Origin of the sequence: Streptomyces sp. 71268 (genome assembly GCF_029392895.1) — a bacterium.
Taxonomy (GTDB): Bacteria; Actinomycetota; Actinomycetes; order Streptomycetales; family Streptomycetaceae; genus Streptomyces.
On the sequence record NZ_CP114200.1, the window covers coordinates 1,067,075 to 1,091,712 of the forward strand.

At 71.9% G+C, this 24,638-nt stretch carries 23 protein-coding genes and 2 tRNA genes; 4 read left to right on the plus strand and 21 right to left on the minus strand.

All coding sequences use genetic code 11. The features are described 5' to 3' along the window. Positions 1-34: 34 nt before the first annotated feature. The 10 genes from OYE22_RS03935 to pdxS form a co-directional block, all read right to left on the minus strand. Positions 35-640 carry an adenine phosphoribosyltransferase gene (locus OYE22_RS03935; protein ID WP_277319104.1) on the minus strand — a complete coding sequence of 202 codons (606 nt, stop codon included), beginning with the start codon at positions 638-640 and terminating at the stop codon, positions 35-37. After that, positions 637-1,842, minus strand: a complete 1,206-nt coding sequence (gene secF, locus OYE22_RS03940; protein ID WP_277319105.1) for a protein translocase subunit SecF — start codon at positions 1,840-1,842, stop codon at positions 637-639. The genes OYE22_RS03935 and secF overlap by 4 nt, the downstream gene beginning before the upstream one ends. Position 1,843: 1 nt before the next feature. After that, a complete protein-coding gene (secD, locus tag OYE22_RS03945; protein ID WP_277319106.1) occupies positions 1,844-3,664 on the minus strand; it encodes a protein translocase subunit SecD in 1,821 nt (606 codons plus the stop codon). Positions 3,665-3,812: 148 nt separating this feature from the next. Beyond that, positions 3,813-4,313, minus strand: coding sequence for a preprotein translocase subunit YajC (gene yajC / locus OYE22_RS03950; protein ID WP_277319107.1), 501 nt, complete (start codon positions 4,311-4,313; stop codon positions 3,813-3,815). Positions 4,314-4,476: 163 nt separating this feature from the next. Continuing rightward, a complete protein-coding gene (gene ruvB / locus OYE22_RS03955; RefSeq protein ID WP_277319108.1) occupies positions 4,477-5,583 on the minus strand; it encodes a Holliday junction branch migration DNA helicase RuvB in 1,107 nt (368 codons plus the stop codon). 41 nt (positions 5,584-5,624) lie between these two features. Then, complete coding sequence (ruvA, locus tag OYE22_RS03960; RefSeq protein WP_277319109.1) at positions 5,625-6,248, minus strand: Holliday junction branch migration protein RuvA; 624 nt, start codon at positions 6,246-6,248, stop codon at positions 5,625-5,627. Then, positions 6,245-6,883 carry a crossover junction endodeoxyribonuclease RuvC gene (ruvC, locus tag OYE22_RS03965; protein ID WP_277319110.1) on the minus strand — a complete coding sequence of 213 codons (639 nt, stop codon included), beginning with the start codon at positions 6,881-6,883 and terminating at the stop codon, positions 6,245-6,247. Before ruvC ends, ruvA begins: the two co-directional genes overlap by 4 nt. A gap of 253 nt (positions 6,884-7,136) precedes the next feature. After that, a complete protein-coding gene (locus OYE22_RS03970; RefSeq protein WP_176164980.1) occupies positions 7,137-7,889 on the minus strand; it encodes a YebC/PmpR family DNA-binding transcriptional regulator in 753 nt (250 codons plus the stop codon). 167 nt (positions 7,890-8,056) lie between these two features. Next, complete coding sequence (gene pdxT, locus OYE22_RS03975; protein WP_277319111.1) at positions 8,057-8,647, minus strand: pyridoxal 5'-phosphate synthase glutaminase subunit PdxT; 591 nt, start codon at positions 8,645-8,647, stop codon at positions 8,057-8,059. A 164-nt stretch (positions 8,648-8,811) separates the two neighbouring features. After that, a complete protein-coding gene (gene pdxS / locus OYE22_RS03980; protein ID WP_277319112.1) occupies positions 8,812-9,738 on the minus strand; it encodes a pyridoxal 5'-phosphate synthase lyase subunit PdxS in 927 nt (308 codons plus the stop codon). A 311-nt stretch (positions 9,739-10,049) separates the two neighbouring features. Here pdxS and OYE22_RS03985 point away from each other — a divergent pair, with 311 nt between their 5' ends. After that, a complete protein-coding gene (locus OYE22_RS03985) occupies positions 10,050-10,973 on the plus strand; it encodes a MerR family transcriptional regulator (RefSeq protein WP_277319113.1) in 924 nt (307 codons plus the stop codon). A gap of 10 nt (positions 10,974-10,983) precedes the next feature. Here OYE22_RS03985 and OYE22_RS03990 read toward each other — a convergent pair whose 3' ends face one another. The 4 genes from OYE22_RS03990 to pgsA form a co-directional block, all read right to left on the minus strand. Then, positions 10,984-11,523, minus strand: a complete 540-nt coding sequence (locus OYE22_RS03990; protein ID WP_176164976.1) for a hypothetical protein — start codon at positions 11,521-11,523, stop codon at positions 10,984-10,986. A gap of 81 nt (positions 11,524-11,604) precedes the next feature. Then, the gene (locus tag OYE22_RS03995; RefSeq protein ID WP_277319114.1) at positions 11,605-12,789 is read right to left on the minus strand and encodes a glycosyltransferase family 4 protein; all 1,185 of its coding nucleotides are present in this window, start codon (positions 12,787-12,789) and stop codon (positions 11,605-11,607) included. Further along, on the minus strand, positions 12,786-13,712 hold the full coding sequence (locus tag OYE22_RS04000) for a phosphatidylinositol mannoside acyltransferase (RefSeq protein WP_277319115.1): 927 nt from the start codon (positions 13,710-13,712) through the stop codon (positions 12,786-12,788). Before OYE22_RS04000 ends, OYE22_RS03995 begins: the two co-directional genes overlap by 4 nt. Continuing rightward, positions 13,709-14,413, minus strand: a complete 705-nt coding sequence (pgsA, locus tag OYE22_RS04005; protein ID WP_277319116.1) for a phosphatidylinositol phosphate synthase — start codon at positions 14,411-14,413, stop codon at positions 13,709-13,711. The genes OYE22_RS04000 and pgsA overlap by 4 nt, the downstream gene beginning before the upstream one ends. Before the next feature lie 434 nt (positions 14,414-14,847). On the opposite strand from pgsA, the gene OYE22_RS04010 reads away from it, so the two are divergent. Both OYE22_RS04010 and OYE22_RS04015 read left to right on the plus strand, forming a co-directional pair. Then, positions 14,848-17,046 carry an elongation factor G-like protein EF-G2 gene (locus tag OYE22_RS04010; protein WP_277319117.1) on the plus strand — a complete coding sequence of 733 codons (2,199 nt, stop codon included), beginning with the start codon at positions 14,848-14,850 and terminating at the stop codon, positions 17,044-17,046. 186 nt (positions 17,047-17,232) lie between these two features. Then, on the plus strand, positions 17,233-18,888 hold the full coding sequence (locus tag OYE22_RS04015) for a hypothetical protein (protein ID WP_277319118.1): 1,656 nt from the start codon (positions 17,233-17,235) through the stop codon (positions 18,886-18,888). A gap of 113 nt (positions 18,889-19,001) precedes the next feature. On the opposite strand, the gene OYE22_RS04020 is transcribed toward OYE22_RS04015, so the two are convergent. From OYE22_RS04020 to OYE22_RS04050, 7 genes are all read right to left on the minus strand, one after another. Continuing rightward, the gene (locus OYE22_RS04020; RefSeq protein WP_277319119.1) at positions 19,002-19,562 is read right to left on the minus strand and encodes an HIT domain-containing protein; all 561 of its coding nucleotides are present in this window, start codon (positions 19,560-19,562) and stop codon (positions 19,002-19,004) included. A 136-nt stretch (positions 19,563-19,698) separates the two neighbouring features. Next, on the minus strand, positions 19,699-21,681 hold the full coding sequence (gene thrS, locus OYE22_RS04025) for a threonine--tRNA ligase (RefSeq protein WP_277319120.1): 1,983 nt from the start codon (positions 21,679-21,681) through the stop codon (positions 19,699-19,701). 237 nt (positions 21,682-21,918) lie between these two features. Beyond that, positions 21,919-22,098: a hypothetical protein gene (locus OYE22_RS04030; protein ID WP_277319121.1), complete on the minus strand. Its 180-nt coding sequence runs from the start codon at positions 22,096-22,098 to the stop codon at positions 21,919-21,921. Between the two features lie 179 nt (positions 22,099-22,277). Continuing rightward, positions 22,278-22,349: transfer RNA gene (locus tag OYE22_RS04035), tRNA-Val, on the minus strand. Between the two features lie 86 nt (positions 22,350-22,435). Beyond that, a complete protein-coding gene (locus OYE22_RS04040) occupies positions 22,436-22,897 on the minus strand; it encodes an SRPBCC family protein (protein WP_277319122.1) in 462 nt (153 codons plus the stop codon). A gap of 366 nt (positions 22,898-23,263) precedes the next feature. Beyond that, positions 23,264-23,335: transfer RNA gene (locus OYE22_RS04045), tRNA-Val, on the minus strand. A 53-nt stretch (positions 23,336-23,388) separates the two neighbouring features. After that, complete coding sequence (locus tag OYE22_RS04050) at positions 23,389-23,823, minus strand: TIGR02611 family protein (RefSeq protein ID WP_277323971.1); 435 nt, start codon at positions 23,821-23,823, stop codon at positions 23,389-23,391. A gap of 217 nt (positions 23,824-24,040) precedes the next feature. Here OYE22_RS04050 and OYE22_RS04055 point away from each other — a divergent pair, with 217 nt between their 5' ends. After that, complete coding sequence (locus OYE22_RS04055) at positions 24,041-24,454, plus strand: SsgA family sporulation/cell division regulator (protein WP_003959770.1); 414 nt, start codon at positions 24,041-24,043, stop codon at positions 24,452-24,454. Positions 24,455-24,638: the final 184 nt, after the last annotated feature.

Consider the following 24,638-nt stretch of genomic DNA (forward strand, 5'->3'; position numbering starts at 1 on the left):
TGCCAGGTACCCGCCTCACGGAGATTCACGCAGTTCAGACGGTGGTCAGCGCCTCCAGCGGGGCGCCGTCCAGGCTGGCCTGAAGCCGCTGCCTGCCGTCGAGGAATCCGAGTTCCAGCAAGACCGCGACGCCCGCGACCTCGGCCCCGGCCCGCCGGATGAGGTGCAGGGACGCCTCGGCGGTGCCGCCGGTGGCCAGAACGTCGTCGATGACCAGAACTCGATCACCGGGGCGCAGGGCGTCGGCGTGCAGCTCGATCTCGGCCGTCCCGTACTCCAGGTCGTACGCCTGCCGCAGGGTCGCCCCCGGCAGCTTGCCCGCCTTGCGCACCGGCACGAACCCCACGCCGGCGCGGACCGCGACCGGCGCGGCCAGGATGAAGCCACGGGCCTCCAGGCCGACGACCTTGTCCGCCCGGTAGGTGCGGCACAGGGCCGCGAGGGCGTCGGTCAGCGCGCCGAAGGCGACCGGGTCGGCCAGCAGCGGGGTGATGTCCTTGAACACCACTCCCGGTTGCGGATAGTCCGGGACGTCGTGGATGCGGCTGAGCAGCAGCGTCCGCAGCTCGTCGGCGCCGAGCCCGACGGCCGCCGGTCGCGGCCCGCCGGCGCTCAGGTCGGTGACCTCAGCCCCGCTCATCGGCGCTTGCCCGACGGACGGCCCCGACCACGGTTGCGGCCCGGCTGGTTGCGGGTGGACGACTGGGGACGGGTGGGCTGGGTGCCACGCTGGCCCACCACCCCGGCCGCGGCCGCCTCCTCGCGCTCGGCCTCCTCGTCCGCCGCGTCCCGTGGCTCCACGTCCTCGGGGTCCGCGTCGTCGTCGGCGTCGTCGGCCGGCGCGGCCTTGCCGGACGACTCGGCCCGGGCGGCCGCCGCGGCGCGCTTGGCGCGCACCCGGGTGGCCAGGGCCTTCATCTGCGGGTCCCGCTCCTTCAGGTCGGCGACCAGCGGAGTGGCGATGAAGATCGAGGAGTACGCGCCGGCCGCGAGGCCGACGAAGAGTGCCAGCGAGATGTCATTGAGCATGCCGGCGCCCAGGAAGCCGCCACCGATGAACAGCAGCGCCGCGACCGGCAGCAGCGCCACCACGGTGGTGTTGATGGAGCGCACCAGGGTGCCGTTGAGGCTGCGGTTGGCGATCTCGCTGTAGGTGTAGCGGGTCTGCTTGGTGAGGTCCTTCGTGCTCTCGCGTAGACCGTCGAAGACGACGACGGTGTCGTACAGCGAGTAACCGAGGATGGTCAACAGACCGATCACGGTGCCCGGGGTGACCTCGAAGCCGACCAGCGCGTACACGCCGACCGTGATCGTGAGGTCGTGCACCAGCGCGATGAGGGCGGCCAACGCCATCCGCCACTCGAAGGCGATGGCGAGGTAGATCACCACCAGGAGCATGAAGATCGCCAGGCCCTGCCAGGCCTTCTTGGCGATCTCCTCACCCCAACTGGGGCCGACGAGCTGGGTGTTGATTTTCGAGCTCTCGACGCCGAGTTCCTTGGCGAGCGCCTTCTGGACCGGCTGCGCGGCCTCGGTGTCCAGATCGCTGATCTGGATGCGCAGGCCGCCGCTGCCGAGCTTCTGGGCGATCGCCGTGTGGCCGTCGGCGGACTCCTCCGCCTTCTCCCGGGCGTCGTCGGCCGAGATGCTGGTCTTGGGCGTGGTGAAGACCGCGCCGCCGGAGAACTCGATGCCCATGTGCAGGCCGCGCACCGACAGACCCACGATGGCCGTGATGGTGATCAGGATGGAGAGGCCGTACCAGATCATCCGCTTGGCGACGAAGTCGTAGCCGACCTCACCGCGGTAGAGCCTGGCGCCGAGACTGCCGAGTCGAGACATCTCACGCCTCCTTCGTGTCGGCGGGGGCGGCGGGGCGGCGGCGGGAGCGCAGCGGCGGTTTGGCACCGAGCCGCTTCGGGTCGAGGCCCGACCAGGGGTGCCCGGTCGCGAAGAACTTGCGGGTGGCGAGGAGCGTCATCAGCGGCTTGGTGAAGAAGAAGACCACCACGACGTCCAGCAGCGTCGTCAGGCCCAGCGTGAACGCGAAGCCCTGCACCTTGCCCACCGTGACGATGAAGAGCACCGCGGCGGCCAGGAACGACACGAAGTCGGAGACGAGGATGGTGCGCCGGGCGCGGGGCCAGCCGCGCTGCACGGCGGGCCGCAGCGTGCGGCCCTCGCGGATCTCGTCCCGTACGCGCTCGAAGTACACGATGAACGAGTCCGCGGTGATGCCGATGGCCACGATGGCGCCACAGACGGCCGGCAGGTTCAGGGCGAACTGGATCGCCTCGCCGAGCAGCACCATGAGCGAGTAGGTGAGCGTGGCGGAGACCGCGAGGCTGGCGATGGCCACCAGGGCCAGGCCCCGGTAGTAGATGACCATGTACAGGATGACCAGCGCGAGGCCGATGGCGCCCGCGATCAGACCGGCCCGCAACTGCTCCTCGCCGAGCGCGGAGGAGACGGTGGTCTCGTCGACGATGTCGAAGGTCAGCGGCAGCGAACCGTAGGACAGGATGTTGGCCAGGTCCTCGGCCTCGTCCTGCTTGAAGCCACCGGAGATCTCGGCCTTGCCGCCCCTGATCGCGAAGGTGACCTCGGCATTCGAGGCGACCTCGCCGTCCAGGACGATGCCGAACTGGTTCTGCGGGGACTGCTGCTTGGCCAGCTCGCCGGTGATCTTGCCGAACTGCTTGCCGCCCTTGCCGTCGAAGTCGAGCTGGACGATCCAGCCGGAGCCGCCCTGGGCGCTGAAGACCGCGGAGGCGTCCTCGACGCGGTCGCCCTCAAGCTCGACGGGGCCCAGGATGAACTTGGCCTGGCCCTTGCGGTCACAGGCGACGATCGGCTGCTCCGTCGGCCGGCTCGCGGCCTTCTGGCTGGCGGCGGAGCGGGCCTTGGGGTTGGTGCAGTCCAGCGCCGCGAACTGCTTCTGCAGCTCCTCGGCCTGCTTGGCCTGGTCGGCCTGTTCCTTCGTCGGCTTCTGCGGGGCGTCGCCGGTGGGCGTGGGGGTGGGGGTGGGCGCCTTCCGCAGCGCGCTGGGGACGGCCCGACCCTGGGTGGTGGGCGTGGACGTCGGCGCCGTGGCGTCGCTCTTGTCCGCGTCCTTGTCGCCCTTGTCGGAGTCTCCGTCGCCCTTGTCGCCGTCCTTGTCGCCCTTGTCCCCCTGGGCCGGCTTCTTGCCGTCGTCGCCCTTGTCCGGGGTCTCGTTCGGCTTGGGCACGCCGCCGGGGTCCTTGGTGGGCTTGGGGTCGCCGATGGACAGCACCGGGCGGAAGCCGAGCTTGGCCGTGGTGCCGACCTGCTCCCGGGCCTGGTCGGCGTCCGTGCCCTTGGGGATGTTGACGATGATGTGCTTGCTGCCCTGGGTCTGGACCTCGGCCTCGGACACACCAAGCCCGTTGACCCGCCGCTCCATGATGTTGACGGCGGTGTCCATGTTGTCGCTGTTGATCGCGTTGGGCTTGCCGGGCTCGTTCTTGGCCTCCAGCGTGAAGCTGGTGCCGCCCGCGAGGTCGATGCCCAGCCGCGGGGTGGTGTTGCCGGAGAGGAACATCCCCCCGACCAGCGCCACCATGGCGACCAAGATCCCGACGAGGGCACGACCGGGCCTGCCTTGGGCCCCGGGGGACCTACGGCCCTTCTTCGGTGCTGCCACCTTTTCGTTTCTCCCTGTCCAACCGCCCGGCGACGGGTGTGCGCCGGGCGGCCACGAAGTGTTGTGGGGACGTGCCCCCGCCGGAGCCTAGACCGTCTCGTAGCCGCTGCGCACCGAGCGGTGGTGTCACGCGGCGTCCGAAGCGCGACTACTTCGCGTCGTCGTTGCCGGACCCCTTGCGGTCCTCCGGCTTGGCGTCAGCGTCCTCGGGTCGGGACGCGTCGGCGTCGACGGCACCCGCGGCGTCGGTCTCGTCCGCGGCGTCACCCTTGGTCATGTCAACTCGGCGGTCGTCGTCGCCCTCGGCCTCGGTCAGGGAGGAAGCGTCGTCGGGAACCACGGGGGCGTCATCGTCGTGCTCGGACTCGATGCCGTGCACGATGCGGTTGTACTCGGCGTCGTCCAGAACGGCACCCACCGAGTTCTTCGCGTAAATGGCGTGCACGCCCGGCGCGACCTCAAGCAGGAGCGTGTCGTCGTGAACCTCCTTGACCGTGGCGTACATGCCGCCGATGGTCCGGATGCCGGTGCCCGGCTGGATCTGGTCACGCATCTGCGCCGCCTGGCGCTGCTTGTTCTTGGCCGATCGGGTCATCAGGAACATGGCCCCGATGAGCACGATGAACGGCAGGAGAGTCACGATATTCACGGGACGGAATTTCCTTCGCACGACCGCGAATGCACGGCCTGGTATACGGGGGTGGGTGCGCCGCACTGAACGGACGGCGTCGGCGGAGTCTAAGCGAGCCCGCGCCTAAGGAACAACGCCCAGCATGGCACCGGGGTTCCTGACCGGACCACTGACCGCGCCGTCACCCGTCGAACAGCCCCGGCTGCGTCCCGCCCCCCGCCCCCGGCGGCGGGGTGAGGCCGAGGTGGGCCCAGGCCGCCGGGGTGCCGACCCGGCCGCGCGGCGTGCGGGCCAGCAGCCCTTCCCGTACGAGGAAGGGCTCGGCCACCTCCTCGACCGTCTCGCGCTCCTCCCCCACCGCGACCGCCAGCGTGGACAGGCCCACCGGACCGCCGCCGAAGAGCTTGAGCAGCGCCGTCAGTACGGCGCGGTCGAGCCGGTCCAGGCCGCGCCCGTCCACGTCGTAGACCGCGAGGGCCCGGGACGCGATCTCCTTGGTGATCACGCCGTCGGCCTTGACCTGCGCGTAGTCGCGCACCCGGCGCAGCAGGCGGTTGGCGATGCGCGGCGTGCCCCGGGACCGGCCGGCGATCTCGATGGCGCCCTCGGCGTCGATCTCGACGTCGAGCAGCCGGGCGGAGCGGTGGATGACGCGCTCCAGCTCGGGGGCGCCGTAGAACTCCATGTGCCCGGTGAAGCCGAACCGGTCGCGCAGCGGCGGCGGCAGCAGGCCGGCCCTTGTGGTGGCCCCGACCAGGGTGAACGGCGGAAGCTCCAGTGGAATGGCGGTGGCGCCGGGTCCCTTGCCGACGATCACGTCGACGCGGAAGTCCTCCATCGCCATGTAGAGCATCTCCTCCGCGGGGCGCGACATGCGGTGGATCTCGTCGAGGAAGAGCACCTCGCCCTCGGTGAGGGAGGAGAGGATCGCCGCGAGGTCTCCGGCGTGCTGGATGGCGGGGCCCGAGGTGATTCGGATGGGGGCGCCCATCTCGGCCGCGATAATCATCGAAAGAGTGGTCTTGCCCAGGCCGGGCGCACCGGAGAGCAGGACGTGATCGGCCGTGGCACCGCGCTGCCGGGCGGCGCGCAGCACCAGGTCGAGCTGTTCGCGGACGCGCTCCTGGCCGACGAACTCGCCCAGGTCCTTCGGTCGCAGCGCGGCCTCGATGGCCTGCTCTTCGCCGTCCGCCTCGGCGCCCAGCAGCCGATCGGCGCCCAGGCCGATCGGGCCAGCCGGCCCGGTCAGCTCCGTCGCGTGCTCGCCGTGGGTGTCGTCCCCGTTCATGACGTCCTTTCTCCGTGTGCGCGGTGCCGGGCCGGGGGCCCTCAGCGACCTCGGCCCAGGGTCTGCAAGGCGGCCCGCAACAGCGTGGCCACCTGGGGCTCGGCGCCGCTGGCCACGGCCTGGTCGGCCTGCGGCGCGACGGCGGCCACGGCCTCGTCGGCCTCGCGGGTGGCGTAGCCGAGGCCGATGAGCGCGCCGTGCAACTGGTCGCGCCAACTGGCGGTGACCGCGCTGCCCACTCCCACGCCGCCGGCGCCGCCGGTGGGGTCGCCGAGCCGGTCCTTGAGTTCGAGCAGCAGCCGCTGGGCGCCCTTCTTGCCGATGCCCGGGACGGCGGTCAGCGCCTTCTCGTCACCGCCGGCGACCGCCCGGCGCAGCGCGTCGGGGGCGTGCACGGCGAGCATGGCCTGCGCCAGCCGCGGCCCGACTCCGCTGGCGGTCTGGAGGAGTTCGAAGACCTGGCGCTCGTCGTCGTCGGCGAAGCCGTACAGCGTCAGCGAGTCCTCGCGGACGACGAGGGAGGTGGCCAGCCGGGCGGGCTTGCCCACGCGCAGCGTGGCCAGCGTGGCCGGGGTGCACTGCACGGCCATGCCGACGCCGCCGACCTCGATGACGGCGAGGTCGGGGGCGAGGGCGGCCACCTGTCCTTGGACGAACGCGATCATGCGGGGCCCTTCCGGGTGCGAGCGGGGGCGGGGGCGGGGGCCGCGCGGCGGGCGGCGCCGCGCCGGGCGGCCGCCGGGGCGGAGCGCGGGGGTGTGACGGGCGGCGCGGCCGGCGCCTGGGCCTGTCGGTGCGCGGCCACGGCCTGCTGGAGGCGGTTGGTGGCGGGGGCCCGCCAGATGTGGCAGATGGCCAGCGCGAGGGCGTCGGCCGCGTCGGCCGGTTTCGGGGGCGCGTCCAGCCGCAGCAGGCGGGTGACCATGGCGCCGACCTGCGCCTTGTCGGCGCGGCCGGAACCGGTCACGGCGGCCTTGACCTCGCTGGGGGTGTGCAGCGCGACCGGCAGTCCGCGCCGGGCGGCGCACAGCATGGCGACAGCGCTGGCCTGGGCCGTGCCCATCACGGTCTGCACGTTGTGCTGGCTGAACACGCGCTCCACCGCGACCAGTTCCGGCCGGTGCGTCTCCAACCACCGCTCGATGCCGCGCTCGATGAGCACCAGTCGCTCCCCGATGTCGGCGTCGGCCGCGGTGCGGATGACGCCGACGTCCACCATGTGCAGCGGGCGGCCCGCGACGCCGTCGACGACGCCGATGCCACACCGGGTCAGCCCCGGGTCCACGCCGAGCACCCGCATCGCGCGCCCTCCCCCTCACTGACGTATGCGTCTGACGTGCGCGTCGCACATCCGTGGGGGCACTCCCCCGAACAGGCACAGTAGCCGCTGGCTCTGACAACGCGACGGAAAGCCGCTGGTTGTGACAACGCGACGGGCCGACGGGGGCGTCCCGTCGGCCCGGTGGCGGCCGTGCCTCGCGCCCCGGACGGTACGGCTGGGCCGCGGCGCGGGTTCGGCCGCCCTGGCTCAGTCGTACGGCCCGATGCGCAGGCTAGGCGTCGACCTTCTCCATGACCTCGTCCGACACGTCGAAGTTGGCGAAGACGTTCTGCACGTCGTCGCTGTCCTCCAGCGCGTCGATGAGCTTGAAGATCTTGCGCGCGCCCTCCTCGTCCAACTGGACCTGCATGGTGGGCACGAAGTTGGCATCGGCCGAGTCGTAGTCGATGCCCTCCTGCTGGAGCGCGGTGCGCACGGCCACCAGGTCGGTGGCCTCGCTGATCACCTCGAACGTCTCGCCGAGGTCGTTGACCTCCTCGGCGCCCGCGTCGAGCACGGCGCCGAGCACGTCGTCCTCGGCCAACTCGCCCTTAGGGACGATCACTACGCCCTTGCGGTTGAACAGGTACGAGACCGAGCCCGGGTCGGCCATCGAGCCGCCGTTACGGGTCATGGCCACGCGCACGTCCGAGGCCGCGCGGTTGCGGTTGTCCGTCAGGCACTCGATGAGCACCGCGACACCGTTCGGGCCGTAGCCCTCGTACATGATCGTCTCGTAGTCGGCGCCGCCCGCCTCAAGACCCGCGCCGCGCTTGACCGCGCTGTCGATGTTCTTGTTCGGCACGGAGCTCTTCTTGGCCTTCTGGATGGCGTCGAAGAGGGTCGGGTTGCCGTCCGGGTCGGCTCCGCCGGTCCGCGCGGCGACCTCGATGTTCTTGATCAGCTTCGCGAAGAGCTTGCCGCGCTTGGCATCGATCACGGCCTTCTTGTGCTTCGTCGTAGCCCATTTAGAGTGGCCGGACATCCGCCTGTCTCCTTCGCGTAACCAAATTCCTTACCAACGCCTGCGATCCTACCGGGATCACCGGGCCCGGCCGTGCCCGGACTCCGGGCGGGTCTTCGCGGGGGTTCGAGCGGGCTCGGGCCGTCGTACCGGCGTGGGGGGCGCGGTGCCGGGTGGGGTGGCCGGGCTCAGCGCTCGCGCACCATGTCCACGAACAGGGCGTGTATCCGGTGGTCGCCGGTCAGCTCCGGGTGGAAGGAGGTGGCGAGCACGTTGCCCTGGCGGACGGCGACGGTGTGGCCGTCGTGCACGGCCAGCACGTCGACCGAGGCGCCGACGGACTCGACCCAGGGCGCGCGGATGAACACGCCGTCCACGGGGCCGCCCTCGACGCCCTTGATCTCGACGGCCGCCTCGAAGGAGTCGTTCTGCCGGCCGAAGGCGTTGCGGCGCACGATCATGTCGATGCCGCCGAGGGTCTCCTGGTCGTCCCGGCCGTCGAGGACCTTGTCGGCCAGCATGATCATGCCCGCGCACGTGCCGTACATCGGCAGCCCCGCCCGTACCCGCTCGCGCAGCGGTTCCAGCAGGCCGAAGACGCCGGCGAGCTTGGACATCGTGGTGGACTCGCCGCCGGGGATGACCAGGGCGTCCACCTCGTCGAGCTCTTCGGGGCGGCGTACGGGGCGGGCCACGGCGTCGGCCGAGGCCAGCGCGACGAGGTGTTCGCGGACGTCGCCCTGGAGGGCGAGGACGCCGACGGTGGGGGTGCGGGACACGGGGTGGGACCTCGCAGGAGTAAGCGGTGGGACGGCGGTCGGGGCGCGGGGCCGCGACCTCGGTGGGGTTGGCGGCGCGGTGGCGGCCCGTCTGCTGGCGGGTCGCCGGGTGGGGCCCCGCGCTGGCGCGGGGCCGCCCGCCGCTCACATCGGCCGGGGCCGGTTCACCAACCGCGGTTGGCGTAGCGCTCCGACTCGGGGAGGGTGTCGCAGTTGATGCCGACCATGGCCTCGCCCAGGTCGCGGGAGGCGTCCGCGATGACCTTGGGGTCGTCGTAGAAGGTGGTGGCCTTCACGATGGCGGCGGCGCGCTTGGCCGGGTCGCCGGACTTGAAGATGCCCGAGCCGACGAAGACACCCTCGGCGCCGAGCTGGCGCATGAGCGCGGCGTCGGCGGGGGTGGCCACGCCACCGGCGGAGAACAGCACGACCGGCAGCTTGCCCAGCTCGGCGACCTCCTTGACCAGCTCGTACGGGGCGCGCAGCTCCTTGGCCGCGGCGAACAGCTCGTTGTGGTCGAGCGAGCGCAGCCGGCCGATCTCGCCCTTGATCTGGCGCAGGTGGCGCACGGCCTCGACGACGTTGCCGGTGCCGGCCTCGCCCTTGGAGCGGATCATGGCCGCGCCCTCGGCGATGCGGCGCAGGGCCTCGCCGAGGTTGGTGGCGCCGCAGACGAAGGGGGTGGTGAAGGCCCACTTGTCGCTGTGGTTGACCTCGTCGGCGGGGGTGAGGACCTCGGACTCGTCGATGTAGTCCACGCCGAGCGACTGGAGCACCTGGGCCTCGACGAAGTGGCCGATGCGGGACTTGGCCATCACGGGGATGGAGACGGCGTTGATGATGCCGTCGATCATGTCCGGGTCGGACATCCGGGCCACGCCGCCGTCCTTGCGGATGTCGGCCGGGACGCGCTCCAGGGCCATCACCGCGACGGCGCCCGCGTCCTCGGCGATCTTCGCCTCCTCCGGCGTGACGACGTCCATGATCACGCCGCCCTTGAGCTGCTCGGCCATGCCGCGCTTGACGCGGGCGGTGCCGGTCTCGGGGTGCTGGGAAGCGGTTTCAGGCGTGCTGGGGGACGTGCTCGACACGGTGTGACCTCACTCGATACGAATAGCGCGAATGGTCCTATCGTAGGCCCGTTCGAAACGAGGGTCGGAATGGCCTTCCGGTCCAGGTTCGGGCCGATAGTGCTACACCTCTGACAAAACCCGTTGGTAGCCCTCGGCGGCAAGGGCCAATCCGGGGCAGGTGGCTCGTTGACTGGTCGGGGCACCCCCCGCGGACCGCGCCGGACGCCGGCCGCCGGACCAACACCCACCGAAAGCGGCCCCGTGCCCGGCCCCGGGTTTCCCGCCCCGGGCATTGCCCCTGCCCCTGGGGCAGGGGGCACAGTGGCCGCGTGAACGAGGAACTGATCGCCGGGGAACTGATCACCATCGGAGAGCTGGCGGGCCGCACGCGGCTGAGCCCCAAGGCGCTGCGGCTGTACGGGGACCGGGGGCTGCTGTCACCCGCGCACGTCGACCCGCGCACCGGGTTCCGCCGCTACGGCCCCGACCAGGTGGAGCGGGCCCGCCGCATCGCGCTGCTGCGCGCGGCGGGCATGCCGCTGGCCCGCGTCGCCGAGGTGCTGGACGCCGACGCCGCGCGCTCGTCGCGACTGCTCGACGCCTACTGGCGTGAGCGGCGGGCCGAGCACGCCGCCCGCCGGGCGGCCGTCGACCACGCGCGCCACGTGCTGACCGGCGACGGCCCCGCCGCGTACGCGATCGCCGAGCGTGCCGTGCCCGAGCAGAGGGTCGTCTGCGTCCGGCGGCACGTGGGCGCCGCCGAGTTGCCCGGCTTCCTCGCCGAGGCCACCGAGGTGCTCTTCCACCACCTCCGGCAGGCCGACGCCTGTCTGTCGGGGCCGGTCTTCGCCGCGTACCACGGCCTGGTCGGCGAGGACTTTGACGGGCTGGTCGAGGTGTGCGTCCCGACCCGGAACGCGGTCGAGCCGGGCCCACGGATCGCGGTACGCGTCGAGCCCGCCCACCGCGAGGCGTACACCACCCTGGCCCGGCGGGAGACCGGGTACGCGGCGATGGCCGCCGCCCACGACGCGGTCGGCGCCTGGCCAGGCGCGCGGGGGTACGCCCGTGGCGGCCCCTCGCGGGAGGTCTACCACCCGAACTGGGCGACGGCCGCGTCCCCCGACGAGCCGGTGGTGGACGTGGCCTGCCCGTTCGTCCCGGCGCCGGGGGCCGCCGGGGCTCCGGTCGACGGCCCGGCCGGCGCGGGTCCGGCGGCGGTCGGCGGGCGGGCACCGGGCGACCGGGGGTAGGCGGCGCGCCTCACGCCACCCGGTCGGCCAGCGCGGCCGGCAGTTCGTCGTCCATCTCGAAGGCCAGCGGGAACGGCGCGTGGCCCGCGAGCCGGAACCAGCGCACCTTGCGGTGCCGGCGCAGGGCCCGCGCCGCGCGCACCGCGTCGTTGTGGAACCGCCTGGCCATCGGCACCCGGCGGACCGCCTCCACCAACTCCCCCATCGCCGCGTCGCCGCCCGGCGCCTGCTGCACCGCCTCCACCTGGGCGGACTCGGCGAAGACCGCGCGCAGCGCCTGGCTCAGCTCGCTCTCGGCCACCTCCCGATGCTCCTCCTCGGCCTGCCGCGCGGCCTGTGCGGCCTGGTAGAGCACGATCGAGGCGGCCGGGTCGAGCAGGCTCGAGGTGGCCAACTCCTGGGCCACCGAGGCGCGTCGTAGCAACTGCGCGTCCAGCGCCGCGCGGGTCGCGTCCAGCCGGGTGTGCAGCCGGTCCAGGCGGCCGGCCGTCCACAGCAGATATCCGGCGATGGCGAGGAGAACGACCGCGATCCAGATCAAAGTGGTCACGCGGGGTCACGGTACCGGCTCCCGGGCACCACCCGAGCCCACCCACGGTCCGCCCCGGCCCCGCGTCCGCCGGGTTCACGGCTACTCGCGGCTGAGTCCGAACCGGAAGCGTGGCGTCGATCGCTCGTCGGTGGCCACCGAGGCCGCGCCCGCGGTGACCGTCTCGTACACGGCCAGGATGTCCGCGCCGACCGTGACCCAGTCGAAGCGCCGCACGTGCCGGGAGCCACGGTCGCGCAACGCGGCCCGCCGCCCCGGGTCGGCCAGCAGCCGCACCGCGGCCTCGGCCAGCGCGCTCGCGTCCTCGTTGCGGAACAGTTCGCCCGCCTCGCCCTGGTCGAGCACCTGGGCGAACGCGTCCAGGTCGCTGGCCAGCACCGGCGCGCCCGCCGACATCGCCTCGACCAGGATGATCCCGAAGCTCTCGCCGCCGGTGTTGGGCGCCACGTACAGGTCCACGCTGCGCAGCAGCCGGGCCTTGTCCTCGTCGCTGACCATGCCGAGGAACTCCACCCGGTCCCGTACGGCCTCGGGCAGGTCGGCGACGGCCTCCTCCTCGTCGCCGCGGCCGGCGACCAGCAGTCGGGTCCGTGGGCGCTCGGCCAGGATCTCGGGGAGCGCGCGCATCAGCACCGGCAGCCCCTTGCGCGGCTCGTCGATGCGACCGATGAACCCGATGGTCTCCCCGTCGGCGCCGCCGGTCGACGCTCCCGACCACTCCGGCCTGGGCTGGGCCCGGGCGAAGAAGTCGACGTCCACGCCGTTGGGGATGACCACGGCGTCGCCGCCCAGGTGCTCGACGAGGGTGCGCCTGGCGTACTCGCTGACCGCGATCCGCGCGCTGATCTTCTCCAGCGCGGCCTGCAGGATCGGGTACGCGGCGATCATCGCCCGCGAGCGCGGGTTGGAGGTGTGGAAGGTGGCCACGATCGGCCCCTGTGCCGCCCAGCACGCCAGCAGGCCGAGCGAGGGCGAGGTGGGCTCGTGGATGTGGATCACGTCGAAGTCGCCCTCGTTCAGCCAGCGGCGCACCCGGGCGGCGGACAGGAACCCGAAGTTCAGCCGGGCGACCGAGCCGTTGTACGGAACGGGTACGGCCCGACCGGCGGAGACGGCGTAGGACGGCAGGGGTGTGTCCTCGTCGGCGGGGGCGAGCACCGACACCTGGTGCCCGCTGCGGATGAGGTGTTCCGCCAGGTCACGGATGTGAAATTGCACGCCACCGGGGACGTCCCACGAGTACGGGCAGACGATCCCGATTCTCAACTCGGCTCCGTTCCGGGGCTGCCGGGGGTCGCTGGGCGGGGGTCGAGATCGCTGAGCCACAGCCGTTGCAGCATGTGCCAGTCGTAGGGGTGATCCGCGATGCCCTCGGCGAAGACGTCGGCGAGGCGCTGGGTCATCACGGCGGTCCGCTCGGCGCGGGTGCCGGTGCCCGGGTCCTCGATCGCCGGGTGCACCCGACCCCGCATGATCGGCGACCGGTCGTACCAGAGCGTCACCGGCAGCAGCAGCGCCCCGGTGCGCACGGCCAGCGAGGCGGGCCCGCCGGGCATCTTCGTGGTCTCGCCGAAGAAGGTCACCTCGACGCCGGACGCCGACAGGTCGCGGTCGGCGACCAGGCACACCAGGCCGCCGGCGCGCAGCCGCCGCGCGAGCGCGCCGAACGCGCTGCCGCCGGTGTGCGGCAACACCTCCATGCCCAGGCCCTCGCGGTAGGCGACGAACCGGTCGTAGAGCGTCTCGGGCTTGAGCCGCTCCATGACGGTGGTGAACGGCACCCCGAGCTTGGTGGTGACCCACGCCCCGGCCAGGTCGTAGTTGGCCAGGTGCGGCAGAGCCAGGACCACTCCGCGCCCGCTGGCCAGGCCCTTCTCCAGGTGGTGCAGGCCGGTCGGCGCGAAGCTGTCGCGGATGCGGTCCTCGCTCCAGGTCGGCAGCCGGAAGGACTCCAGCCAGTAGCGCGTGTACGAGCGCATGCCGAGTCGGGAGAGCGCGGCCAGGCGGCGCGCGGTCGGGTCCGGCACCACCCGCGCCAGGTTCGCCTCCAACTGGCGCACCCCGGCGCCGCGGCGGCGCCACACGGCGTCGGCGGCCTGCCGGCCGAGGCGGGTGACGACCGGGTCGGGCAGCGCCTTGAGGGTGCTCCAGCCCAGTCCGTAGAGCCCGTCGGTCAGGCGTTCCCTCACGCCCGCTCGCTCCCCCTGCGGGCCGAGGCGCCGGCCGCGGCGGTGGACTCCGAGGCGCCCTCGCCGTTCTCGGCGTCCGCCTCAAGTGCCTCGCGCCGCACCGTGACCACGCGCTGGACCAGCGTGACCAGGCTGCCCACGCCGACCGCCCACAGCGCGATCGGCAGCAGGATGTCGATGTGCGGGACGCCGAACTTGTGCAGCCCCGAGAAGCCGCACGCGACCAGCGAGACGACCAGCCGCTCGGCGCGCTCGACGAGGCCGTTGACGTTCACCGGCAGCCCGATGGACTCGCCGCGGGCCTTGGTGTACGACACGACCTGGCCGCTGGCCAGGCAGAAGATGGTCACCGCGCACAGCGTGACGCTGTCGCCGCCACCGGCGTACCACAGGGCGAGCCCGCCGAAGATCGCGCCGTCGGCGACCCGGTCGAGCGTCGAGTCGAGGAAGGCGCCCCAGCGGCTTGAGCGGCCGAGCTGGCGCGCCATGTTGCCGTCGACCAGGTCGGAGAAGACGAACAGGGTGATGACCACCGTGCCCCAGAAGAACTCGCCCTGGGGGTAGAAGACCAGCGCGCCGGCCATGACCCCACCGGTTCCGATGAGGGTCACGGCGTCGGGGCTGACCCCGAGCCGGATGAGCAGGGCGGCGAACGGCGTGAGAACACGCGTGAAGAACGCACGCGCGTACTTGTTCAGCATGGCCTTCCCGAAGGGTCGAAACGGGCCGCGTGGTCAGCAGGCCACCGGCTGGCCCATCGTAGCCACGCGCCGTGGTGCGCCGTGCACGCGCGCCATCGCCTGGCGACCTGGGGCGCCGCGACCAGCGGCGGGCGGGCACCGCGGCGGGCCACCGACCCGCACCGGCCGCCCCGAGCAGCCGCCCTCGCCCACCCGTCGACCGCCAGTCGTCCGGCCAGTCCTCCGCCCGTCGTCCGCTCTCGCCCACCGGGTCGCCCGCTCGCCCCGGGGCGGGCGGCGACGGGGTAGTGGGCAGCGGGGCGGCGACGGGGTGGTGGATGGGCGTGGGGCGGGCCCGGCGTGCGGGGTTACGGGGCCATGTGCGACGTATGGACGCGCCATGACCACGGTGGAAAGCTCGAAGGACGCGGGTGTCAACCGGGAGGTCGAGACACATGGGCGACAAGACGAGCACGCATCCAGGGGCCGCCGGCAGGGCGCCGACGGCCGACCGCCCCAGCGCGATCCGGAACGTGGTGCTGGTCGGCCACAGCGGGGCGGGCAAGACCACGCTGGTGGAGGCGCTGGCGCTGGCCACCGGGGCGGTGAACCGGGCCGGCCGGGTCGAGGACGGGGGCTGCCTGTCCGACTACGACGCGATCGAGCACCGCCAGCACCGGTCCGTACAGCTCTCGCTGGTCCCCGTCGAATGGGGCGGCATCAAGATCAACCTACTGGACACACCAGGCTACGCCGACTTCGTCGGGGAGCTGAGGGCCGGTCTGCGAGCCGCGGACGCGGCCCTTTTCGTGGTGTCCGCCGCGGACGGCGTGGACGGCGCGACGCGCATGGTGTGGCAGGAGTGCGCCGCCGTCGGCATGCCCCGGGCCATCGTCATCACCCATTTGGAGGCAGCTCGCGCCGACTTCGACGAGATGACCGAGACCTGCCGCGAAGCCTTCGGCGGCGACGACCCCGACGCGGTGCTGCCGCTGTACCTGCCCCTGCACGGCGCCGCGGGCCCCGACGGGCACCGCCCGGTCACCGGGCTGATCGGGCTGCTCTCGGAACAGGTCCACGACTACGGATCGGGCGAACGCACCCAGCGTCCCCCGGACGCGGAAGAGGCCCCCCTGGTGGCCGCGGCCCGCAACCGGCTCATCGAGGGCATCATCGCCGAGAGCGAGGACGAGACCCTCATGGACCGCTACCTCGGCGGCGAGGACATCGACGTCAAGACGCTCATCGAGGACCTGGAGCGGGCGGTGGCGCGCGGCTCCTTCCACCCGGTGCTGGCCGCCGCCCCGGCCGCGGACGGCTCCCGCCAGGGGCTTGGCACCACCGAACTCCTGGAGCTGATCACCGGCGGCTTCCCCACGCCGCTGGAGCGCGTGCCCCCGGCCGTGACCACACCCCAGGGCGCGCCGCGTCCCGCCCTCACCTGTGATCCGGCGGGCCCGCTGGCCGCCGAGGTCGTGAAGACCTCGTCCGACCCGTACGTCGGCCGCGTCTCGCTGGTACGGATCTTCTCCGGCACGCTGCGCCCCGACGAGACGGTGCACGTCTCCGGGCACGGCCTCGAAGACCGGGGCCACGAGGACCACGACGTGGACGAGCGCGTCGGCGCGCTGTCCGCGCCCTTCGGCAAGCAGCAGCACACCGTGCCGCAGGCCGTCGCGGGCGACCTGGCGTGCGTGGGCAAGCTGAGCCGGGCCGAGACCGGCGACACCCTCTCCGCCAAGGACGACCCGCTCCTGATGGAACCGTGGGTGATGCCGGAGCCGCTGCTGCCGATCGCCATCGAGGCACACAGCAAGGCCGACGAGGACAAGCTCTCCCAGGGCCTCGCGCGACTGGTCGCCGAGGACCCGACGATGCGCCTCGAACACAACCCGGACACCCACCAGGTGGTGCTGTGGTGCCTGGGCGAGGCGCACGTGGACGTCGTGTTGGAGCGGCTGCGCGCCCGGTACGGGGTGCGTGTGGACGCGGTGCCGCACAAGGTGTCGCTGCGCGAGACGTTCGGCGCCGCGGCCAGCGGCCGGGGCCGGCACGTCAAGCAGTCCGGCGGCCACGGCCAGTACGCCATCTGCGAGATCGAGGTGGAGCCGCTGCCGGCCGGCTCCGGCGTCGAGTTCGTGGACAAGGTCGTCGGCGGGGCCGTCCCCCGGCAGTTCGTGCCGTCCGTGGAGAAGGGCGTGCGCGCACAGGCGGCGCGCGGCGTCGCGGCCGGCTACCCGCTGGTGGACGTCCGCGTCACGCTGGTGGACGGCAAGGCGCACTCGGTGGACTCCTCCGACGCCGCGTTCCAGACCGCCGGCGCGCTGGCGCTACGCGAGGCCGCCGCCGACTGCCGCATCGACCTGCTGGAACCGGTGTGTGAGCTGCGCGTGAGCATCGCGGACGAGTACGTCGGGGCCGTGATGAGCGATCTGTCCGGGCGCCGTGGCCGCGTGGTGGGCACCGAGCAGACCGGCTCCGGCCTCACGCTGGTACGGGCCGAGGTGCCGGAGTGGGAGATCAGCCGCTACGCCGTGGACCTCCGCTCGCTCTCGCACGGCACGGGCCGCTTCGACCGCTCGTACGTGCGCCACGAGCCGATGCCCCCTCAGCTCGCCGAGCGCATGCGCGAACCGGCGAAAAGCCAGGCATAGTACGCACGCCGTCGCCCTCAACGGCCCTGCCGTGGACGGCTTTCGAGGCGGTGAGGACAGGCGGCACCCGCCACGGATACGCTGGAGGGCGGCTCAGCGGCGAGCCGCTGCGGCGCGGGACACGTGTCGAGAATGCCAGTCGGGAACAAGCCGCAGCAACGCAGGCCTGTGGCATTGGGGGCGGTAGTGACGGCGGATGGATTCGACTTCAGTCCCGGGGCACAGGTGCCGCTCTCCGGGGCGGCGGGGCAGACGGCCGCGACACAGGCGCTCGCCTCGGCCGCCTACCGCGACAGCGAGGTCAGCAAGCTGCTCGACGCCAACTCCGAGTGGACGGTCTCCGAGGTCAAGCCGCCGCGGTTCTCCCTCTTCGAGCCCAACCTCGGAGAGGCGTTCTCGCGCGCCGTCCAGGTCCGCATGCTCGGCGGCGCCCGCAACCAGATCATCCAGTCCTTCGGCATAGAGCCACAGACCGTGGTCGAGCACTGCCTGGCGGCCAACCGCATCCGCAAGACCCGGGACGCGCGGCTGACCGTCGTCATGGTCGTCTTCGGGTTGCTGTTCCTGCCCGGCGTGCTGCTCTGGCTCGCCGCCTTCCAGGTCCGGCGCACGCTGGCGGGCTCGAAGAACAAGCGTGCCGGCGCCCTCGGCGTCCTGCTGGCGCTGATCGTCGCCGGGCTCGTCGTGTTCGGGATGATCAAGGCGCCGGTGGACGACTTCTGGTGGATCTACGCCCGCGTCATGCTGGTCGCGCCGGTGGTGGGTTGGTTCATCGCGAAGCAGATCAGCGAGCGCACCGCCAAGGACCTGCGCGAGCGCTGGACCGCGCTGCTGACCGGCGGCGGCCTGGGCGCCAAGGTGCCCGAGGCCGTGCCCCGCAACCCCGGCGAGACGGCGGCCGAGCAGTTGCGCAAGAACCTGGAGAAGCTCACCGCCGAGCAGCACAGCAACATCGTCTTCTACGCCGGGCCCAAGGGAATACTGGGCATGGGCACCCGCTGGGGCACCTGGCAGCTCGCCGAGGACCTGGTGCCCAGCGAGGCGGGCAAGGAGATCAACCCGTTCCGTAGCTGGGACGTCATAAAGGCCATCCACGACCAGCTCAAGCTGCTGGAGCGCGGCCCGCTGCACACCGGTGGCTTCCCCACCCCCTCCGTGCGGCACTGGGTGGTCTCCGCCGTCGGTGAGGGCGCCAAGTCGGTGGCCCGCAGCGGGAGCACGGAGGAGGAGGGCTTCCAGGTCAAGGGCGTGGAGTTGCAGCGCATCTGCAACGACCAGCAGTTCGACAGCGGTGACCGGCACTACCTGGGCGTGCAGTTCGTGCTCTGGGACGGCCAGCTCGTGATCACCATGCTCATCACCGTGACCGTGCTGCACAAGACGCTGCGCATCGAGGTGACGGGGCACGCCCTGGGCCCGGTCCACCCGCTCTTCACGACCAAGCCGTCACCGAAGACCAAGACGGTCAACAAGACCATCAAGTTCTGGGAGACCCGGAGCATTCCGCAGCCGCTGGTCGAGGCCAGCGAGGTGGTGCGGCTCGCGGCCCGGGCCCCCTTCACCTGGTACCCGCCGCTCCTCGACTACCTCGGCGGCAAGCTCACCCTGCCCGAGCCCTTCGGCCTGCGGCACGCCTGGGCCGACAAGCCCTGGCGGCACCGCTTCATGGCGGACGACGCGCTGCGCGCCGCGACCCCGGTACTGCGCGTGGTGCACGACGCGGCGCTGCGGGTGCTGCGCGACAACGGCGTGGACACCGAGCGCTTCGGCAACCGTTCGCTCGCCCTCAGCGGCGCGGTGCAGGACGCGACGCCCCGCAAGGCCGACCTGTACGACGCGTAGCGGCCACGGCCCGACCGACACCACACACCAGCGGCCCGCCCCCGGTCATCCGGGGGCGGGCCGCTGGTGTGTGGTCGGGCGGCGGGGCGAGCCGGCGGGGTCAGCGGCCCAGGTCAGGACAGCGGCCAGACGTCCGCGAGCAACTGCCGGGTGTCGGCCAGCAGTTGGGGCAGGACGCGGGTGGTGGCCACGATGGGCATGAAGTTCGTGTCGCCGCCCCAGCGCGGCACCACGTGCTGGTGCAGGTGCGCGGCGATGCCGGCCCCCGCGACGCTGCCCTGGTTCATGCCGATGTTGAAGCCGTGCGCGCCGGAGGCGGTGCGCAGCGCGGTCATGGCGGCCTTGGTGAACTCGGCGAGTTCGGCCGTCTCGTCGGCCCGCAGCTCGGTGTAGTCGGCGACGTGTCGGAAGGGGACCGACATGAGGTGCCCGGAGGTGTACGGGTACAGGTTCAGCACCGCGTACACGTGCTGGCCCCGGGCGATGATCAAACCGTCCTCGTCGCTCTTGTCGGGGATCGTGCAGAACGGACAGCCGTCATCAGCGCCCGGACCGGTCGGCTTGTTCTCGCCCTGGATGTACGCCATCCGATGCGGCGTCCACAGGCGCTGGAAGGCGTCCTGGGTGCCGACTCCGATCTGCTGCTCCGGCTCACTCGTCATGCGCGCCAGCATATTCCCCGGTGGGGCGGTGGTGCGGGGCGCCCCGGGCGGCTCGCCGCCCGCCCGGCCGGCCCGACCAGCGCCGGGCCCGGCGACGCCAGGGCCCCCGCCGCTCGCCCGGGGGCGAGACGGCGGGGGCCCCGGTCACTCACACCTGGACGCGGCGCTCCACGGCGTCCACGATCTCCGCGATGGCCTCCGCCCGCGGGATGCCGTTCTTCTGCGAGCCGTCGCGGTAGCGGAAGCTGACCGCGCCGGCGGCCACGTCCTCGTCGCCCGCGATGACCATGAAGGGGATCTTCGCCTTCTGCGCGTTGCGGATCTTCTTCTGCATCCGGTCCGACGAGGAGTCGACCTCGATCCGCAGCCCCTTGGCCTTGGCCTCGGCCGCGAACTCCGCCAGGTAGGGCACGTGCCCGTCGCCGATGGGGATGCCGACCGCCTGCACCGGGGCCAGCCAGGCCGGGAAGGCGCCCGCGTAGTGCTCGAGGAGCACCGCGAAGAACCGCTCGATGGAGCCGAAGAGCGCCCGGTGGATCATGACGGGCTGCTGCCGCGAGCCGTCGGCGGCCGTGTACTCCAGGTTGAACCGCTTGGGCTGCTGGAAGTCCACCTGGATGGTGCTCATCTGCCAGGAGCGCCCGATGGCGTCCTTGGCCTGTACGGAGATCTTCGGCCCGTAGTACGCCGCCCCGCCCGGGTCGGGCACCAGCGGCAGGCCCTGCTTCTCGGCCGCCAGCCGCAGCGCCTCGGTGGCCTCCTCCCACTCCGCGTCCTCGCCGATGAACTTGTCGGACTCGGGGTCGCGGGTGGACAGCTCCAGCTCGAACTCGTTCAGGCCGTAGTCGCGCAGTAGGTTCAGCACGAAGGTGAGCAGGTCGTCCAGCTCCTGCGGCATCTGCTCCTTGGTGCAGTAGATGTGCGAGTCGTCCTGCGTGAAGCCGCGGGCCCGGGTGAGGCCGTGCACGACGCCCGACTTCTCGTACCGGTAGACCGTGCCGAACTCGAACATGCGCAACGGCAGCTCCCGGTAGGAGCGCCCGCGCGCCTTGAAGATCAGGTTGTGCATGGGGCAGTTCATGGCCTTGAGCCGGTAGTTCTGCCCGTCGAACTCCAGCGGCGGGAACATGCCGTCGGCGTAGTTCGGCAGGTGCCCCGAGGTCTCGAAGAGCTTCTCCTTCGAGATGTGCGGGGTGTTGACGAACTCGTACTCCGCCTCCTCGTGCCGCCGGCGCGAGTAGTCCTCCATGACCTTGCGCACCACGCCACCCTTGGGGTGGAAGACCGCGAGGCCGGAGCCCAGCTCCTCGGGGATGGAGAACAGGTCCAGCTCGGAGCCGAGCTTGCGGTGGTCGCGCTTCTCGGCCTCGGCGAGGAACTCCAGGTGCGCCTTGAGCTCGTCCTTGGTCGGCCACGCGGTGCCGTAGATGCGCTGGAGCTGGGGGTTCTTCTCGCTGCCCCGCCAGTACGCGGCGGCCGAGCGCATCAGCTTGAAGGCGGGGATGGCCCGCGTCGACGGCAGGTGCGGGCCGCGGCACAGGTCCTTCCAGCACAGTTCGCCGGTCTTGGCGTCGAGGTTGTCGTAGATCGTCAGCTCGCCGGCGCCGACCTCGGCGGACGCGCCCTCGGCGGCGTCGGCCGCGGAGCCCTTGAGCCCGATCAGCTCCAGCTTGTACGGCTCGTCCGCCAGCTCCTCGCGGGCCGCCTCGTCGGTGACCGCACGGCGCGAGAACCGCTGGCCGCGCTTCTGGATCTCCTGCATCTTCTTCTCGATGCGCTTGAGATCGTCGGGGTGGAAGGGGTTCTCGACGTCGAAGTCGTAGTAGAAGCCGTCCCGGATGGGCGGGCCGATGCCGAGCTTGGCGTCCGGGAACAGCTCCTGCACGGCCTGCGCCATCACGTGCGCGGTGGAGTGCCGCAGGATGTTCAGGCCGTCCTCGGAGGTGATGTCGACGGGCTCGACGGCATCGCCGTCGGCCACCTCGTACGCCAGGTCCTTCAGCTCGCCGGCCACCCGGGCGGCGACCACGGAGCGCTCGCCCTCGAATAGCGCGGCGGCCGTCGTGCCCGTCGTGACCACGCGTTCTTCCCGCTCGGAATCGCGTTGGATGATCACACGGACGTCTGACACCGGTCTCTCCTGACGTATGGGTCGCGCGACAGCGAACACTGCGCGACACGAATCGTACCGAGCGGGGCACCCCTCCCGCGAAACGGTTCGCCGCACCCCCGCCCCTCGGCCGGGCCCCACCCCTGCCCCACCCGGACCCTGCGCGCGCCGCACGGTCCGCTAACTCCCCGTCACACGAGGCGGGTACGAGGCCAGCCGGCCCACGCGGCGCGCCCGGCCAGCACGCGGAGGGTCGGCTCAGCGCTCGGCCCGACGCGCGGCGGCCAGCCCCACACCGGCCGCGAGGGCGCAGACGCCGGTCAGCACGCTCAACACCGTCTCCGTCCCGCCACCGTCGAGCACCACGGTCAGGATCACGTTGGCCCCCAGGCACAGCCCGAGCATCAGCCACAGCACGGCCTTGGTCGCACCGCTCATCTTCGCCACCTTCCTCGCCGCCGACTCCATCGCGGTTCACGGTAGGTACGCGGTGGCAGGGCCCACCATGGAGCACTCCCCCATGTCGGGGTGTATCCAGCTACACCATCGAGGAATGCGCGAGGGGCAACGCAAAACGCCGCACTCCTCATGGAGTACGGCGCCTTATCGATTCCGGGTGGGCGATACTGGGTTCGAACCAGTGACCTCTTCGGTGTGAACGAAGCGCTCTCCCACTGAGCTAATCGCCCGGCTATTCGGCGGTTTTCCCTGGGGGCTTTCCCGCGAACGAGTTGAACAATACAGGTCGCGACGACCGTTGTTCAAACCGCGTTCGCTACCCGGGCCCGACGGCCAGCAAGGACCGCAGCCCGCGCTGGCCGCCGCGCATCATCAGCGCGTGGTTGAGGACGAGGAACGGCCGGCACGGCAACCCCAGGCGCCGCAGGAGAGGCTTGCACAACTCGACCTCCTGCTCGAAGAGCGCCCGACTCTCCCCACCCCGCGCACCGGCCCGCACGGTCCACCGCGCCCAGCCCTCCAGGTCCCCGGTCATCGCGATCTCCAACACCCGCGCCACGGGGTCACGCCGCGTGGCCCGCGCGGCGAGGCGAAGGTCGTACGGCAGGAACGAACGAACCCGCAGCGACCCACTGAACCCACCCTCCGCTTCGGCCGCGCGCACCTGCGGCCACCAGGCCGGATACTCCTCGGCCCGCTCCAGCACCGCGTACACGACGTCAGGCGACGCGGCGAGCGCCCACGAGCTGCGAAATCGATAGTGATGCCAACCAGCCATGCCCCCAGCCTGCCCCGCCCACCACCCCTCAAGGCCCCGCAACCACACCGAGCCCACCGCCGATCGCGCAACCAAGCCCAGACACCACCCCGCGACGGCGAAGCCGAGCCATCCCCGCTCCGGCGAAGCCGAGCCAGGCCCACCCCGCGATCGCGAAGCCGAACCATCCCCGCTCCGGCGAAGCCGAGCCAGCCCCACCCCGCGATGGCGAAGCCGAGCCAGCCCCACCCCACGCCACGGCCCCACCCCGCCGGGCCCCGGGGGTGCGGGTGGCGGAGCCCCCGCCCAGCGAGGCGAAGCCGAGCAGAAACGACGAAGGCGACCCGGTCCGCGCTTTCCGCGGACACGAGTCGCCTATCGCTTTCGTGGGCGATACTGGGTTCGAACCAGTGACCTCTTCGGTGTGAACGAAGCGCTCTCCCACTGAGCTAATCGCCCTCAGCCCGGCCAACATTACCGCATGTCAGGCCGTGCCTATGACCACGGGTGGGTCACTCGTCGATCTTCCACGGCATGACGATGCCGAACTTCCAGACGTACACCGCCAGGGCCGCGGCCACGATCACCAGGCCGATGACGGTCAGGATGATGTTGCGGCGGCGGACCTTGGGGTCGAGGGCGCGCTGGGTGGCTTCGCTGACCTTGCGCTTGGTCCAGCGCAGGACGAGCTGGGCCCAGACGAACTCGGTGGCCCAGATCCCTACGCCGCCGAAGATGACCAACCAGCCGGGTCCGGGCAGCGGCAGCATGATGATGCCCACGATGACCACCGCGAGGCCCACCACGAAGACGCCGACCTGCCAGCTCAGGTGCAGGGCGCGCGATCTCTTGATGAAGTGCGGCGCCCGTGAGCCGAGCACTGGCTCGGCCTTTCCGTGCTCTTCGCTGTCCCCCGTATCGGGTGGTGTGGGCGTTACGGTGCCCATCCGCCGCCCGTCACTCTCCGCGTTCATACTTGCCAACCTACCGGATCGCACAGCTTCACTGGAATGGCGGATTTAAGCGAACGAGGGGTCGGCCAGCCGAGCGACCCGAAGACCCGCAAAACGGGCAGAGGGGTTTACAACGGCACCGTAGGTGGCATGTCGATTTCGCCGACGTGCGAATCCCCGAGCGCACACTGAGCGAAAGGCCCTGGCGCTTATGAACACCACGGTCAGCTGCGAGCTGCACCTGCGCCTCGTTGTGTCGAGCGAGTCCTCACTGCCTGTACCCGCGGGCCTGCGGTATGACACGGCCGATCCCTATGCCGTGCACGCCACCTTCCACACCGGAGCCGAAGAGACGGTCGAGTGGGTGTTCGCCCGCGACCTGCTCGCCGAGGGCCTGCACCGGCCCACGGGCACCGGCGACGTCCGTGTCTGGCCGTCCCGCAGCCACGGTCAGGGCGTCGTCTGCATCGCCCTGAGCTCTCCGGAGGGTGAGGCACTGCTCGAAGCCCCGGCGCGGGCCCTGGAATCCTTCCTGAAGCGAACAGACGCCGCCGTGCCGCCAGGCACCGAGCACCGGCACTTCGACCTGGATACGGAGCTGTCGCACATCCTGGCCGAGAGCTGATCTCGCGCACGGGCTGACGCCTCGCGGTCACGCATCGCGACGCGCCGGCTCCCGCCCGCGTGGGGCCGTCCGACTCGGGGAGACGGTTCGCGACACGGCGGGCACTCGACAATCGCACACGAGAGACGACGGTGCCGTCGCCCGGTTCTGACCGCGGTGACGGCACCGTCGTCGCTCCCAGCCG

Excerpts from the sequence above, each read along its gene's own strand:
- OYE22_RS03935 (WP_277319104.1), bottom strand. The coding sequence starts at position 640 with ATGAGCGGGGCTGAGGTCACCGACCTGAGCGCCGGCGGGCCGCGACCG.
- OYE22_RS04010 (WP_277319117.1), top strand. The coding sequence starts at position 14,848 with ATGGGCGACAAGACGAGCACGCATCCAGGGGCCGCCGGCAGGGCGCCG.
- ruvC (WP_277319110.1), bottom strand. The coding sequence starts at position 6,883 with ATGCGGGTGCTCGGCGTGGACCCGGGGCTGACCCGGTGTGGCATCGGC.
- ruvA (WP_277319109.1), bottom strand. The coding sequence starts at position 6,248 with ATGATCGCGTTCGTCCAAGGACAGGTGGCCGCCCTCGCCCCCGACCTC.
- ruvB (WP_277319108.1), bottom strand. The coding sequence starts at position 5,583 with ATGAACGGGGACGACACCCACGGCGAGCACGCGACGGAGCTGACCGGG.
- OYE22_RS03970 (WP_176164980.1), bottom strand. The coding sequence starts at position 7,889 with ATGTCCGGCCACTCTAAATGGGCTACGACGAAGCACAAGAAGGCCGTG.
- OYE22_RS04030 (WP_277319121.1), bottom strand. The coding sequence starts at position 22,098 with ATGAGCGGTGCGACCAAGGCCGTGCTGTGGCTGATGCTCGGGCTGTGC.
- OYE22_RS04040 (WP_277319122.1), bottom strand. The coding sequence starts at position 22,897 with ATGGCTGGTTGGCATCACTATCGATTTCGCAGCTCGTGGGCGCTCGCC.
- OYE22_RS04050 (WP_277323971.1), bottom strand. The coding sequence starts at position 23,823 with ATGGGCACCGTAACGCCCACACCACCCGATACGGGGGACAGCGAAGAG.
- pgsA (WP_277319116.1), bottom strand. The coding sequence starts at position 14,413 with ATGCTGAACAAGTACGCGCGTGCGTTCTTCACGCGTGTTCTCACGCCG.
- OYE22_RS04055 (WP_003959770.1), top strand. The coding sequence starts at position 24,041 with ATGAACACCACGGTCAGCTGCGAGCTGCACCTGCGCCTCGTTGTGTCG.
- OYE22_RS04020 (WP_277319119.1), bottom strand. The coding sequence starts at position 19,562 with ATGCTGGCGCGCATGACGAGTGAGCCGGAGCAGCAGATCGGAGTCGGC.
- secF (WP_277319105.1), bottom strand. The coding sequence starts at position 1,842 with ATGTCTCGACTCGGCAGTCTCGGCGCCAGGCTCTACCGCGGTGAGGTC.